This is a genomic window from Methanoculleus chikugoensis (assembly GCF_900095385.1).
Taxonomy (GTDB): Archaea; Halobacteriota; Methanomicrobia; order Methanomicrobiales; family Methanoculleaceae; genus Methanoculleus; species Methanoculleus chikugoensis_A.
On the sequence record NZ_FMID01000046.1, the window covers coordinates 1 to 14,207 of the forward strand.

10 protein-coding genes are annotated in these 14,207 nt (G+C 62.3%); 4 read left to right on the plus strand and 6 right to left on the minus strand.

The genetic code is table 11. The features are described 5' to 3' along the window. Positions 1 to 280 precede the first annotated feature (280 nt). The gene (locus L21_RS09440) at positions 281 to 1,600 is read right to left on the minus strand and encodes a hemolysin family protein (protein ID WP_074370232.1); all 1,320 of its coding nucleotides are present in this window, start codon (positions 1,598 to 1,600) and stop codon (positions 281 to 283) included. 112 nt (positions 1,601 to 1,712) lie between these two features. Between L21_RS09440 and L21_RS09445 the strand changes: the two genes are divergently transcribed. Next, positions 1,713 to 2,210: a redoxin domain-containing protein gene (locus L21_RS09445; protein WP_074370233.1), complete on the plus strand. Its 498-nt coding sequence runs from the start codon at positions 1,713 to 1,715 to the stop codon at positions 2,208 to 2,210. Positions 2,211 to 2,222: 12 nt separating this feature from the next. Here the strand turns inward: L21_RS09445 and L21_RS09450 are convergent, their stop codons facing one another. Continuing rightward, complete coding sequence (locus tag L21_RS09450; protein WP_074370234.1) at positions 2,223 to 3,518, minus strand: sodium-dependent transporter; 1,296 nt, start codon at positions 3,516 to 3,518, stop codon at positions 2,223 to 2,225. 175 nt (positions 3,519 to 3,693) lie between these two features. On the opposite strand from L21_RS09450, the gene L21_RS09455 reads away from it, so the two are divergent. The 3 genes from L21_RS09455 to L21_RS09465 all read left to right on the plus strand — a co-directional run bounded on the left by L21_RS09455 (position 3,694) and on the right by L21_RS09465 (position 6,543). Further along, entirely contained in the window at positions 3,694 to 4,485 is a 792-nt protein-coding gene (locus L21_RS09455) for an N-formylglutamate amidohydrolase (RefSeq protein WP_256712923.1), read from the plus strand. Between the two features lie 494 nt (positions 4,486 to 4,979). Then, complete coding sequence (locus L21_RS09460; protein ID WP_074370235.1) at positions 4,980 to 6,239, plus strand: RecQ family ATP-dependent DNA helicase; 1,260 nt, start codon at positions 4,980 to 4,982, stop codon at positions 6,237 to 6,239. An 82-nt stretch (positions 6,240 to 6,321) separates the two neighbouring features. Continuing rightward, positions 6,322 to 6,543, plus strand: coding sequence for a PspC domain-containing protein (locus L21_RS09465; RefSeq protein ID WP_074370236.1), 222 nt, complete (start codon positions 6,322 to 6,324; stop codon positions 6,541 to 6,543). Positions 6,544 to 7,007: 464 nt separating this feature from the next. Here the strand turns inward: L21_RS09465 and uvrB are convergent, their stop codons facing one another. From uvrB to L21_RS09485, 4 genes are all read right to left on the minus strand, one after another. After that, positions 7,008 to 8,939 carry an excinuclease ABC subunit UvrB gene (uvrB, locus tag L21_RS09470; RefSeq protein ID WP_074370237.1) on the minus strand — a complete coding sequence of 644 codons (1,932 nt, stop codon included), beginning with the start codon at positions 8,937 to 8,939 and terminating at the stop codon, positions 7,008 to 7,010. Next, entirely contained in the window at positions 8,936 to 10,486 is a 1,551-nt protein-coding gene (gene uvrC, locus L21_RS09475; RefSeq protein ID WP_074370238.1) for an excinuclease ABC subunit UvrC, read from the minus strand. Before uvrC ends, uvrB begins: the two co-directional genes overlap by 4 nt. Continuing rightward, positions 10,483 to 13,287, minus strand: coding sequence for an excinuclease ABC subunit UvrA (uvrA, locus tag L21_RS09480; RefSeq protein ID WP_074370239.1), 2,805 nt, complete (start codon positions 13,285 to 13,287; stop codon positions 10,483 to 10,485). Before uvrA ends, uvrC begins: the two co-directional genes overlap by 4 nt. A gap of 191 nt (positions 13,288 to 13,478) precedes the next feature. Further along, positions 13,479 to 13,934 (minus strand): ferritin-like domain-containing protein, encoded by a 456-nt coding sequence (locus tag L21_RS09485; RefSeq protein ID WP_074370240.1) that lies wholly within the window; start codon positions 13,932 to 13,934, stop codon positions 13,479 to 13,481. Between the last annotated feature and the right edge of the window lie 273 nt (positions 13,935 to 14,207).

Here is a 14,207-nt window from a genome sequence, read left to right on the forward strand (position 1 = left end):
AAAAATCTCTATGGCACGTCAGTTTTAGGCTTGGAGACAGGGGAGGGGGCTCGCCCCCTCCCCGTCAGCCCCTCCCCAAACGGCGATATCCCCACGGTTCACTGCACCATGACATATTCTCGTTTTGACTGCTTTGTTGCCACACAGCGAGGGCCTTCAGTTTCTCTAACTCCTATCGTTCTGACAGTCGTATATTGCTCTCTCGATTACTCAAGTTTCAGACAGCCGTACGTGCCTCCGTTAAGACATCCCGGACTAAAACAGGTCTCACCAGACCCGGTCACTCCTTCTTCCCTTTTCCGGCCCCCACCGGGGTCACGAGCACCTTATCGACCCGGTGGCCGTCCATATCGAGCACCTCAAACCGGAGACTGTTCCAGGTGAACCGATCTCCGGTATTCGGCGTCCGCTCAAGATACATCATCACGAACCCGCCGAGCGTCTGGTAATAGCCGCGCCCCTCCCCGGGCAGGGTAGCCGTCACGTCAAAGAGATCGTGAAACTCATCGACCGGGAGCATCCCGTCGAGCAGCCACGACCCATCTTCACGGCGAATCGCCGTGCCCTCCGGAGGATACTCTGCCGACGGGATATCCCCGACGATCGACTCCATGATATCATGGATGGTGACCAGCCCCTGAATACTCCCATACTCATCGGTGACGAGGGCGATTCGTGCCCCGGAGGTCTTGAACTCGTCGAGCACCGAGAGTGCCGGGACACTCTCGGGCACGAAGAAGGCGGGCTCGATTGCTTTCGAGAGGTCGGGAGGTTCGCCCGCGATCATCCGCGCCCAGAGGCTGCGGACCGAGACGGTGCCGAGCAGGTTGTCGAGGTGGTCGCGGTAGACCGGGAAATAGACATGCCGGGAATCCACCATCTTCTGCCAGTTCTCTTCGACGGGATCTTCGACGTCCACGGCCACGATATCGGGCCGGGGAGTCATCAGCACGCTGACACGCCGGTCGCCGAGGCGGAAGACGCTCTCCACCATATCCTGCTCCGCCTCCTCGAAGACGCCCGCCCGGGTGGCCTGCCCGATAAGAACCCTGACATCCTCCTCCGTCACCTCGGGCCCCGAAGGTTGCCGAACCCTGAGCAGCATCAGAACCCCCTCGGTCGAGGCGCTCAGCAGCCGGACGAGCGGTGCGGCAACCAGCGAGAGGAACCGTATCGGGCGCGAGACCAGCGATGCAATCCGGTCGGCGTTAGTCATGGCCACCCGTTTCGGCACCAGTTCGCCGATCACAAGCGTCAGGTAGGTGATAACGGCGACGACGGTTGCGACCGCGAGCGGGCCGCTGTATGGCGCGATCAAGGGAAATTTAGCAAATTCTTCCGCAAGAGGCCCCGCGAGCGTCGCCCCTCCGAACGCTCCGGCCAGGATCCCGACGAGGGTGATGCCGATCTGGATGGTGGAGAGGAACTGCGTCGGATCGTCGGCAAGTTCGATGGCGGCGGCGGCCCCGGCGTCGCCTTCCGCTGCTCTCTTCTGCAGGCGTGCCGTTCGTGCAGAGATGAGCGCAAACTCCGCCATCGAAAAGAAGCCGTTCGCGAGGATCAGGAGAACGATGATCGCGATATCGGTGGCAGGTGGCATTGTACTATTCTTGCCAGCAGGAACCTTAAACCTGCGGGACTTCCCCGGCAGAGAGAGGACCGTTCGTGGGAAAAATTTATCGTCGCCGGGACAGAGTCCCATCCGGTGATACATGGTGGTCGAAGTCGGCGAGCAGGCCGGGTATTTCTCGATACCGGACCAGAACGGGAACACGATCCGATTATCGGCGTTCCGGGGGAAACGGGTTCTCCTCTCGTTCCATCCGCTGGCATGGACCCGCATCTGCGCCGAACAGATGAAGGCGCTCGAAGCGAACCGGGAGGCCTTCGACGCCCTCGGTGCCGTCGCCCTCGGCATCAGCGTGGACTCCGTCCCCTGCAAACGGGCGTGGGCGGGGAGCCTCGGTATCAAGAAGACCCGGCTCCTTGCGGATTTCTGGCCGCACGGTGCCGTGGCACAGATGTACGGCGTCTTCGATAGCCAAAAAGGCTACTCCCGGCGGGCGAACGTCGTCGTCGACGAGGCAGGAAGCATCATATTCGTTGCGGAATACCCGGCGACGACGGTGCCCGATATGCAGGACGTCCTCGACGCTCTCCGCGTGCCGGAGAAGAGAAGGCGAGCGGTGGAGCGGGCGCCGGAGATATAGCCCGGCGTCTTGTCATCCCGCAACCCGGAAGAAACTCCCGATAAGCGTGATCAGCAGGATTGCCGGAACGCCGTAGCGGATGAGCGCCATATAGGCTCTCTGCTGCCACCCACATCCGCCGATCTCCGCACAGATCCGGGTTCGGTTCATGAACCATCCCCCGACGACGCTCACGATCAGCCCGGCGACGATGAGGCCGATCGTCCCGAATGCGTAGTCAGCCAGGTCGAGGAACGGTGTCCCGAGGACCTCGAGGTTCAGGGCGGTGTAACTGAGAGCGGACGGAAGCCCGAGGAGCATGATTACAGCGAAGACAAGGAGCGTGGCACGCTTCCGCGGGTAGCCGTAGGAGTCCATCAGCGCCGCCGTCGGAACCTCGAGCATGGAGACCGCCGAGGTGAGCGCCGCAGCAAAGAGCATCAGGAAGAAGAGCGCTCCGAGCAGCATGCCGTACTGGATCTGTGTAAAGACCGTGGGCAGGGTGATGAATGCGAGGTTCACCCCGGCCGCGGGGTCAAGGCCCGCGGTGAAGACCAGGGGAAAGATCACGAGCCCGGCAAGGATCGCAATCAGCATATCGGCAACGGCGATGATGCCGGCGTTCCGGAAGAGGGCCTCTTTCCCGAGGTAACTCCCGAAGGTGAGCAGGACGCCCATGCCCACGGAGAGCGAGAAGAAGGCCTGCCCAAAGGCCGCGATCCAGACGCCCGGGTCGGTCAGCCTGGAGAAGTCGGGGGAGAGGTAGAACCCGATCCCCTCGACCGCTCCGGGCTCGGTGAGCGAAAATACCACGAGAAAGAGGAGGATCGCGAAGAGTGCCGGGATGAGGTACCGGGAGAGCCTCTCGATCCCCTCCCTGACCCCGGACCGCACCGTCACATAGACCGCGAGCCCCGAGAGGAGGAAGAAGACGAGCGGGAGGTAAGAACCTGTAAACGCATCGAACTCTATCGGCCGGTTGAAGGCGAAGGAGAGCGCGTATGCGAGCACCCAGCCCGTGATCACGAGGTAGTAGCCGAGGACCAGGCTGGCGACGGCGACGATGACAAGGCCTGCGGCGGTGAACCGTTGCCGTATCGAGCGGAAGGCGGAGATGACCGACGTCCCCGTCGAGCGACCGATGGCGAGTTCCAGCACCATCAGGGGGAGGCCGAAGAGGAAGACGGCGATCAGGTACGGGACCAGGAACGCGCCGCCCCCGTTAGCGCCCACGATGTAGGGGAACCGCCAGATGTTCCCTATACCCACAGCCGAGCCGACGCTTGCAAGGATGAACCCCAGGGTTGACGACCATTGTTCCCGTTCCATATCACTCACCGGTTGAGGGCGGTTTCCCAGGGGTAAGAAGGCGCTCCGCCTTTATATTCATCTCCGCCGGATACCCCCGACCACTGCACTTTTGTAGCGGGTGCTCCCATACGAGTGCGGTCAGGAGCAGCATGAGCACCGGATCCCGGAAATATCCCGGCAGGGGGGAAAGAGCGTGAACGGAAGGTATCCGTTCCTCGTCTCGATCCCTCACGGCGGCACCGCCATCCCGCCCGAACTCCGCGGTCTCGTCAACCTCACGCGAAAGGAGATTGTCTTCAATAGCGATCCCCACACCCGCCGCATCTACGGGTTCGACGATAGGGTGGAGGCGATGGTCGACTTCGACGTCTCGAGGATCTTCGTCGATACCAACCGGGCGCCCTACGACTACCCGCCGCGGACGCAGGACGGCGTGGTCAAGGTCATCACGCAAGACGGAACCCCGGTCTTCAAGAGAGGGCAGACGCCCGGCAGGGAACTGATAGGAACCCTCCTGCAGAACTACTACCACCCCTTTCACAAACAACTGGCCGAGGCGCTCGATACCCGGGCGATCGAGATCGCTTTCGACTGCCACAGCATGCTGCCGAGATCCCCGCCGGTCAGGATGGACGCCGGACGCCCCCGCCCGCTCTTCTGCCTGAGCAACCGGGGCGATCGGAACGGGAGACCGAAAGGGGCGGGCGGTCTCGTGACCTGCCCCCCGGAGTGGCTCCAGGCGCTCACCCGGTCGTTCCAGGCGGAGTTCGACGGCGAGGGCCGGGTTGCGATGAACGATCCCTTCCGGGGCGGGTTCATATCGGTGGCGCACTACCGGCGGCGGCGGATCCCCTGGGTTCAGGTCGAGATCAACCGCGGCCTCTACGAGACCGAAGGCCGCGAAGCCGATGAGGCACGGCTCGTTGAACTCCGGCGGAGGATCTTCTCGGCCCTCACCGGGTTCTGGGACGAGGTTTCGGGGTGAAAACTCTGTGGAAGTCCATTTTGGAGAAACGTTTCTAGAAAACTTTGCTCTATAGAACGTGTCGTGCCACGGTTGCAATGAATCCATAGGTTGATCGTTACAAGGTTCGTGCGGTTTGCACCTTCGGTGCTCACGCTTTCCATACCCGGCAATATCCAGCAGCCACAGTGGCACGGATTTCAAGGGAATATCGCCGCAGGGGGAGGGGCTGACGGGGAGGGGGGCATGCCCCCCTCCCCTGTCCCCACCCCCCAAGGTGATACTCCCACGGTCCACTGTATGGGTTCTTTCCTCATTGCAGTCGTGTTATTGCCGGTACTCAGACTTTTCAGGTGCTTGAAGCCTGGATAGGCACACGCACCTTTATTACAATTTCCACGATCCAGAAGGAGTTCAACAGAGCCTATCTGAGGATTCTTATCAGATCAAGCCGTATTCCACCGGAATTTTCCGGCCGAAGATACTATGCCGGTAGAACCCCCACTTATATACCGATGGATCGCCTGCACCTGATACTCCAGCGCTACTTCGGGCATTCTGCATTCAACCCCTATCAGGAAGAGATCATCCGCGATCTTCTTGGGGGGCGCGACGTCCTCGCGGTGCTCGCGACCGGAGGTGGCAAATCGCTCTGCTACCAGGTTCCGGCACTCATCGGCGAGGGTGTCACGCTGGTGATATCGCCGCTCATCGCGCTGATGAAGGACCAGGTCGACGACCTGCAGGCACGCGGGATCGGCGCGGAGGCGCTGAACTCCTCCTGCTCCTACGCCGCGACACGGCGAATCCTCTCGGAACTCAACGAGAGCCTGATCCAGATCCTCTACGTCTCGCCGGAGAAGGCGGTCGGCGACGACTTCCTCGACCTCATGGCGTCCCTTCCGGTCACGCTGATCGCGGTCGACGAGGCGCACTGCATATCGATGTGGGGGCACCAGTTCCGCCCGGAGTACCGGTCGCTCGCGGTCCTCAAGGAGCGGTTCGCCGGGGTGCCGATGGTTGCCCTGACGGCGACCGCGACCCCGGACGTCCGCGACGACATCGCGCGGCAGCTCAATCTTGCGAACCCGTCGGTCTACGTCGGGAGTTTCAACCGCGAGAACCTCCGCTACGCCGTCGTCAGAAAAGAGAAGGACGCGTACGAACGGCTCCGGGCCTACTTCCAGGGTCGGAGAGGGGATGCCGGGATCATCTACGTCGCGACCCGGGAGGGGGCCGAGACGCTCGCGGCACGGCTCCGCACCGACGGCATCCCGGCACTCCCCTACCACGCCGGCATGACGGCGAGAGCGCGGGCGGAGACGCAGGATAAGTTCATCGGCGGGAAGGTTCCGGTCGTCTGCGCGACGAGCGCGTTCGGCATGGGGATCGACAAACCGGATGTGCGATCCGTCGTCCACTACGATATGCCGAAGACGCTTGAGGCCTACTACCAGGAGAGCGGCCGGGCCGGAAGGGACGGGAAGGAGAGCGATTGCATCCTCTACTACAGCGACGACGATGCACGGCGCCTCAGAACGTTCATCGACCGCGATCTGGCGTCCGAGTTCCAGCGCGAGGTCGCACGCTCGAAACTCCAGAGCATGGTCGACTACTGCACCATAACGGGGTGCCGGAGGGAGCGGTTCCTCGAGTACTTCGGGGAGCGCTTCGAGGAGCCCTGCAATGGGTGCGATACCTGTGCTCCGGCCGGAAAGGCTCGTCCACGCTCCGGGCGGCGGAAACGCAGCACCGTCCGCAAGGCACCGGGATGAAACACCGCAACATCCCGTCCCACTCCTTTCAGAGGAAACATCTATTACCGGGACAATAGAATGGGCTTCGAGGAGATTACTCATGAAGAGGTTGACCCGTTCGACGACCGACCGGTGGATCGCCGGGATATGCGGCGGCATAGGAGAGTATCTTGAGATCGACCCGAACGTCATCCGGGTGATCTGGATCATCTTCACCGTGCCCACAGGATTCTTCCCCGGGATCATCATCTACATCCTGCTCTGGATTCTCCTGCCCGAGGAGGGGCAGGCGCGCCCGGTGGGGACGTTCGGCGAAGCTTAAGAGAGGGCAGGGTGCGGCCGGGAGGCTGCACCCGCTTTTTCTTTGCGGAGGAGAGGCGGTCGTGGGTGCCGGAGAATGTTTTAAACAGGAAAACCAGGCCTGACATACTGCTCGTCTCATAACGGGAGTCTTAATCAGGCTTCCTTTGATCGCTCGCCCGTATACGGCTTTCTACCGGCTATCGCCACGAACTGCCCCCGCCCCTCGTGGGCGGGGGAGGAGGCCGAAGGCCGGGTGGGGTGGGGGTTACAGATATCCTTTTACGAGGTAGAGACGGGGGAGGGGGCCAGCCCCCTCCCCCGTCAGCCTCTCCCCCAGTGGCGATACTCTCACGGTCCACTGTACCGGGCTCTTTCATCGTTTTGACCGTTCAATCTGCCAGAGGAGATTACTGAGGGCGCCACTTACCCCGTCGCAGCGCCTCCCTGGCCCATGCTTCGCGGCAATCTGGAGCCTTAGCCTTCCTACCGTCCCTTCCCCTCCTGCAGCCTCTTAATCATATCCCGTAGCGCAATCGCCCGCTCGAACTCCAGGCGTTCTGCCGCCTCCCGCATATCGGCCTCGAGTTCGATGATCAGGTTCGGGATCTCGGACTTCGGGACGTGCTTGATATCGGTGATATCCACCTCTTTCTCGCGGATCGGCTTTCTGATCGTCTGCGGCGTGATGCCATGCTCTGCGTTGTACGCAAGCTGCATCGCCCGCCGCCGCTCCGTCTCGGCCATCGCCTTCTTGATCGAGTCGGTCATCGTGTCGGCGTAGAGCACCACCTTCGCGTTGACGTTCCGGGCCGCCCGCCCGATCGTCTGGACGAGGCTCCTCGCATCGCGGAGGAACCCCTCCTTGTCGGCGTCGAGGATACCGACGAACCCGACCTCGGGGATGTCGAGCCCCTCCCGCAGGAGGTTGATCCCCACGAGAACGTCGTACTTCCCGAGCCGGAGCTGCCGGATGATCTCCGTCCGCTCGATGGTCTCGATCTCCGAGTGGAGGTAGCGCGTCTTGATCCCCTGGTCGGCGAGATACTCCGAGAGCTCCTCGGCGAGCCGTTTCGTGAGGGTCGTCAGCAGTATACGGTCGCCGCGATCGATCGTGGCCCGGATCTCCGCCATCACGTTCGGGATCTGCCCCTCGATCGGCCGGATCTCGACCGCAGGATCGACGAGCCCCGTCGGCCGTATGATCTGCTCCGCGACGCTCGAACGCTTCAGTTCGTAGTCGCCGGGGGTCGCCGAGACGAAGATAGCGCTTCTCATGTAGCCCGCCGAGAACTCGTCGAACTTCAGCGGCCGGTTGTCGAACGCCGACGGCAGCCGGAACCCGTACTCCACGAGCGACTTCTTCCGCGAGTAATCGCCGTTGTACATCCCCCTGACCTGGGGCAGGGTCTGGTGGCTCTCGTCGATCACCATCAGGAAGTCCTCGGGGAAGTAGTCCAGCAGGCAGTAGGGCTTCTCCCCGGCCTTTCGCCCGTCGAAGTGGCGGGAGTAGTTCTCGATCCCCTTGCAGGTCCCGGTCTCGCGGATCATATCGATGTCGTAGAGCGTCCGCTGCCGGAGGCGGTGCGCCTCGATCATACCGAGGGTCGGGAGCCACTCCTCGAGTTCCTCCTCTATCGAGACGATCGCCCGCTCCTTCACCTCGTCGGGGGCGACGAAGTGGCGGGCAGGGTAGACGAAGAAGTAGTCCATCGCCTCGAGCCGCTCTCCCGAGTTCTTGTCGATCTCGCTGATCCGGTCGATCTCGTTCCCGAAGAGTTCGACACGGATGATGTTGTTGAAGTAGCCGGGGATGATATCGATGGTGTCGCCCTTCACGCGGAACCGGCCCGGCATGAGCTCCATCTCGTTTCGCTCGAACTGGATATCGATAAGCCTCCGAATAATATCGTCCCGCCGCATCCGGTCCCCGACCTTCACCTCGAACCCCATCCCCTGGAAGTTCGCGGGGTTCCCGAGGCCGTAGATGCAGGAGACCGAGGCGACGATGATGGTGTCGGGACGGGAGAGGACCGACGCGGTGGCCGCGAGGCGCATCTGTTCGATCTTGGGGTTTATCTGGGCATCCTTCTCGATGTAAAGGTCGCGCTTCGCGATGTAGGACTCGGGCTGGTAGTAGTCGTAGTAGGAGACGAAGTACTCCACCCGGTTATCGGGGAAGAACGACTTGAACTCGTTGTAGAGCTGGGCCGCGAGCGTCTTGTTGTGCGCGATGACGAGGGTGGGTTTCTGGACCGCCTCGACGACATTTGCTATCGTGAACGTCTTCCCCGACCCCGTGACCCCGAGGAGGGTCTGGAACCGCTCGCCCCGGGCGAGCCCGTCGGTGAGTTTCCGGATCGCGTCGGGCTGCGATCCGGTCGGCTTGAACTCCGCCTTCAGTTGAAATGCCGTCATGGTAAGACCGCCTTCTTCCGCAGGGTTCTGTGATACGTGATCGCAAACCGGTGTGCCTCGTCGCGGATCTCCTGGAGGAAGAGCGACGCCTTCTCGTGCCGCTCAAGCGGCAGAGGGTGGGAGAAGCCCGGCACGAAGACCTCCTCCTCGCGCTCCGCGATCGCCGCGATCGGGACTTTGATCCCGAGGTCTCTCAGCACCGCGGTTGCCGCCGCCAGCTGCCCCTTCCCGCCGTCGATGAGGACCAGGTCGGGGAGTTCGCCCCCCTCCTTCTGCAGCCGCGAGTAGCGGCGCCTGACCACCTCGGCGATGGCCGCGAAGTCGTCGATGCCCTCGACCGTCCGTATCCGGAACCGCCGGTAGTTCCGTTTGTCGGGCTTCCCCCAGAGGAACCGGACCATCGAGCCCACCATCGCCGTCCCGGAGAGATGGGAGATATCGAAGCACTCGATCGCGACCGGGAGGTTCGGGAGGTGCAACCGGCGTTTGAGTTCGTCCAGTTTTATCCGGTCGCCGAAGAACGCGATCTCCACGTTCTTCCGCACCAGGTCGAGCAGGTTCTTCTTCTCGCCCCGCTGCGGCACGACCACCCGGACCTTGCCGCCCCGGAGGTGAGAGAGGTAGCCGGCGACGGCGTCGTCGACCGGAACGGGCAGGATCACCTCCTGCGGCGGTTCGTGGTCGGCGTAGTAGCGGGCGAGGAACTCCTCCAGGAACCCCTCCGTCTCGTCGAAGGTGTACTCGCGCTTCCCCGAGAGCGTTCCCCGGTCGACGTTGAAGAGCATCAGAAAGACGGTTCCTTCGCTCACGATATAGTTGACGATGTCTTCATTGTAGGTCTTCTGCCGGTCGACGTGCTGGCGTTCGCGCAGCCCCTCGAGTGCCGCGATCTGGTCGCGGAGTTCCATCGCCCGCTCATACTCCTGCCGCTCTGCCGAGGCTGCCATCTCCTCGCGGAGCGTCCGGATGAGCCCGGCGATATCGCCTTTCAGGACGGCCTCCGCCCTTCTCGCCCGCTCCCGGTAGTCGTCCTCGCCGATCCTTCCCGTGCAGGGGGCGCTGCACGAGCCGATGTGTGCACGGAGGCACGGACGCCGGGGGAGACGCCGGCACGACCGGAGCCCGAAGAGCGATTTCAACAGGCGGAGCAAGTCCTCGCGCTCCCGGGCGGAGACGAACGGCCCGTAGTAGCGGCCGTTCTCGTCGGGCTGGCGGGCGGTGTGAATCCGTGGATAGGCCTCGTCGGTGACGTGAATGTAGGCGTACCGCTTCGCGTCCTTTAAGTCGATGTTGTACTTCGGCTGGTGCTTCTTGATCAGGGTGTTCTCGAGGATGAACGCCTCGACCTCGGTGTCGGTGACGATGAAGTCGATTGAGGCGATCGCGGCGACGAGGCATCGCGTCTTCGGGTCGAGGTCGTGCCGGGAGAAGTAGCTCGATACGCGCCGCTTCAGGTTCTTCGCCTTCCCGACGTAGATGATGGTGCCCTCATCATCCGAAAAAAGGTAGCACCCGGGCTCGGTTGGAAGACTCTGGGGGTCGATCATGGTTTCTTGAGGAACTCCTTTAAGAACGCACCCGTGTGACTCCCTTCAACCAGAGCGACCTCCTCAGGGGTCCCCGTCGCGACGACCTCGCCGCCGGCATCCCCGCCCTCGGGACCGAGATCGATGATGTGGTCGGCGGACTTGATGACGTCCAGGTTGTGCTCGATCACCACCATCGTGTTCCCCCGCGCCACAAGGTCGTCGAGGACGGCGATCAGGTTCTTCACGTCGTGGAAGTGGAGCCCGGTCGTCGGTTCGTCGAGGAGGTAGATCGTCTTCCCCGTGGCCCGCTTTGCAAGTTCGCGGGTCAGTTTGATCCGCTGCGCCTCGCCGCCCGAGAGGGTGGTGGAACTCTGGCCGAGTTTGATGTAACCGAGCCCGACCCGTGCAAGGGTATCGAGTTTGTTCCTGATCGAGGGGACGTTCTCGAAGAGGGCCAGCGCCTCCTCGACGCTCATGTCGAGGACGTCGGCGATGGACTTGCCCCGGTACTTCACCTCGAGGGTCTCGCGGTTGTAGCGCGCCCCCTTGCACTCCTCGCACTCGACATAGACGTCGGGGAGGAAGTTCATCTCGATCTTGATGAGACCTTCACCCTGGCAGGCCTCGCACCGCCCGCCCTTGACGTTGAACGAGAACCGGCCGGGCTTGTAGCCCCGGACCTTCGCCTCCTTCGTCTCGGCAAAGACCTTCCGGATCTCGTCGAAGACCTTGGTGTAGGTCGCCGGGTTCGAGCGCGGCGTCCGCCCGATGGGACTCTGGTCGATGACGATCACCTTGTCCAGGTCGTCGTCGAAGACGAGGCTGTCGTGCTCCCCCGGAAGTTCCCTGGATGCGTGGAGTTTCTGCATCAGCGCCCGGTAAAGCGTATCGTAGATGAGCGTGGACTTCCCCGACCCTGAGACGCCGGTGACGACCGTCAGGACGCCGATAGGGATCTTCGCATCGATGCCCTTGAGGTTGTTCTCCCGGCAGCCCGAGAGCCTGATGAACCGGTCGCTCCTCCGACGAGAAGCAGGAACCTCGATCCTGAGATCGCCGGAGAGGTAGCGGCCGGTGATCGATGCCGGGTTTGCCGCGATGGCGTCCGGCGGCCCTTCCGCGACGATGTCGCCGCCGTGGAGCCCGGCTCCGGGCCCCATATCCACGACCCAGTCGGCGCTCCGGATGGTATCCTCGTCGTGCTCCACCACGACGAGGGTGTTCCCGAGGTCGCGGAGGTGCTGCAGGGTCTCGAGGAGTTTCCGGTTGTCCCGCTGGTGCAGCCCGATGGAGGGCTCGTCGAGGACATAGAGCACCCCCGTGAGGTTCGACCCGATCTGCGTCGCGAGGCGTATCCGCTGCGCTTCCCCGCCCGAGAGGCTGCCTGCGCTCCGCGAGAGGGTCAGGTAGCCGACGCCGACCTGCTCCAGGAACTCGAGCCGGGCGATGATCTCTTTTAAGATCTGTTTTGCGATCTCGCGCTCGCTCTCGGTGAGGCCCAGCGTCCGGAAGAACGAGCGCGCTCCCGTGACCGAGAGGTCGGTGACCTCGACGATGGACTTCCCGGCAACCTTCACGGCGAGCACCTTCTCTTTGAGTCTCCTGCCCTCGCACTTCGGACAGGGGAGGATCCGCATGAACTTCTCGAGTTCGTGGCGGCGGTACTCCGACCGGGTCTGGTGGTAGAGCCGCTCGGCCTGGGGGGCGAGCCCTTCCCACGTCCCGGAGTGCGACCACGAGTCCCCGTTCCTCGTCCTCATCGAGAGGCGGAGATGCTCCGATGAACCGAACATCAGGGCGTTGTACTGCTGCTCGGTGAGATCCTTGATCGGCGTCAGGACCGAGAACCCGAAGTGTTTCGCGACGGCGCCGAGGTACTGGCTCCGGTAGCCGTCGAGGAAGTTCCGGTAGAGCATGACGGCGCCTTCGGCGATCGATTTGCTCTTGTCCGGGATGATCAGGTCCGGATCGAACTCCATCCTGAACCCGAGCCCGTTGCACTCCTCGCACGCGCCGAACGGGCTGTTGAAGGAGAACATCCGGGGCTGGAGTTCCTCGAATGCAATCCCGCAGATCGGGCAGGCCATGAGCGCCGAGCAGGTCTCCTCGTTGCCGTCCTCGTCGACGACGATGACGAGCCCTTCGGACTTTGCAAGGGCGTTCTCGATCGCCTCGACGAGTCTTGAGCGCTCGTCGACGGAGAGGCGGTCGATGACCACGTCGATGTCGTGCTTGCGGTAGCGCTCGAGGGTGATCTCCTCGTCCGTCCGGTGGATCTCCCCATTGACCCGGACCCGGGCGTAGCCCTCCCGGTTGAGGTCTTTGAAGACCTGCTGGTAGGTTCCCTTCTTCTGCCGGATGACCGGGGCGAGAATGGTGACTGTCCCTGCCATCGTGGAGACGATATGGTCGGCGATCTTCTCCGGTGACTGCGCCTCGATGGGGATATGGTGCTCCGGGCAGAACGGCGTCCCTATCCGGGCGAAGAGGAGCCGCAGGTAGTCGTAGATCTCGGTGACCGTGCCGACGGTGCTCCGGGGGTTCTTCGACGTCGTCTTCTGCTCGATGGAGATGGCGGGCGAGAGCCCGTCGATGCTGTCGACGTCCGGTTTCTGCATCAGCCCGAGGAACTGCCGTGCATAAGCGGAGAGCGACTCCACGTAGCGCCGCTGCCCCTCGGCGTAGATGGTATCGAAGGCAAGCGTGGATTTCCCCGACCCGGAGACGCCGGTGAGGACGATGAGCCGGTCGCGCGGAAGTTCGACGGTGATATTGTTGAGGTTGTGCTCCCGCGCCCCCTTGATGGTGATCTTCTTCATTTTCCTGTCCTGATAAATTGATCTTCTGAGCTCATAGCCGTTTGCGATCCAAAATTTTTAAATACTACCTTGGTGTTTCGCCCGGGATCGGGACCATCCCGGTGAGAGAGAACAGGCCTCGTTCGGCCGCAACGGGGAGCGGACCCGCCCGGCAAAGAGATTCGCAAAAGGGTGTTGTGAGGCGGTAGGAATTACCACGCCTCGGGGTATGCCATATTCGTGTAGATATCTTCGAGCCGGGCTTTGTGTCCCTTCTCCATGTTCGCGAGCTGGACGAAGACCATCTTCTGTTCTGCATCCGCGGAGGCGGCGGCAAGCTGCGTGTACATCTGGGCAGCCTGAAGTTCTTTCTTGATGGCGAGGACCAGACCGTCGAGCGGCTTCATATCGACCGAGAGCACAGGCTCATCGATGGAGTCGGTGACCTTGTAATCTCTGGCCGCAACAAAGTGCATCTGCTTTGCGTCGCGGAGCAGCAGGCCCTGAAGGTACTCCCGGTGGCCCTTCTCTTCCTCAGCAAGGTCGAGGAAGATCGTTTTCAGGTTTGCATCCTTCACCCTATCAGCGACCGACTTGTAGAAGGTATACGACTCTACTTCGTTGTCGATGGCGTTTGTGATAATCTTCTGGAAGTCTTCGGAATCCATGACTCTTATCCCCTGTCTTTGTTGAGAGTTCCGGCCCCTGGGACCGGTCGCATATTTGGTTCGTAATAAAACGAACTAAAGTTAGTTGGGAGGGCGGACATTTATACTTTCCCCTTTAACCCGGCTTCCGGCTGTACCTCGCTCCCGTGGACAAACAGGGCATCCGGAAAACCTTCATGATACCGGTCTCCACCTGTTCTGCCGGTGCGCTCCCGGGCAGCGATTCACGGTTTTTTCGCCCGGGCGAATTCCGATACCGGCCCTCGAAGGGGA

Excerpts from the sequence above, each read along its gene's own strand:
- L21_RS09440 (WP_074370232.1), bottom strand. The coding sequence starts at position 1,600 with ATGCCACCTGCCACCGATATCGCGATCATCGTTCTCCTGATCCTCGCG.
- L21_RS09445 (WP_074370233.1), top strand. The coding sequence starts at position 1,713 with ATGGTGGTCGAAGTCGGCGAGCAGGCCGGGTATTTCTCGATACCGGAC.
- L21_RS09450 (WP_074370234.1), bottom strand. The coding sequence starts at position 3,518 with ATGGAACGGGAACAATGGTCGTCAACCCTGGGGTTCATCCTTGCAAGC.
- L21_RS09460 (WP_074370235.1), top strand. The coding sequence starts at position 4,980 with ATGGATCGCCTGCACCTGATACTCCAGCGCTACTTCGGGCATTCTGCA.
- L21_RS09465 (WP_074370236.1), top strand. The coding sequence starts at position 6,322 with ATGAAGAGGTTGACCCGTTCGACGACCGACCGGTGGATCGCCGGGATA.
- uvrB (WP_074370237.1), bottom strand. The coding sequence starts at position 8,939 with ATGACGGCATTTCAACTGAAGGCGGAGTTCAAGCCGACCGGATCGCAG.
- uvrC (WP_074370238.1), bottom strand. The coding sequence starts at position 10,486 with ATGATCGACCCCCAGAGTCTTCCAACCGAGCCCGGGTGCTACCTTTTT.
- uvrA (WP_074370239.1), bottom strand. The coding sequence starts at position 13,287 with ATGAAGAAGATCACCATCAAGGGGGCGCGGGAGCACAACCTCAACAAT.
- L21_RS09485 (WP_074370240.1), bottom strand. The coding sequence starts at position 13,934 with ATGGATTCCGAAGACTTCCAGAAGATTATCACAAACGCCATCGACAAC.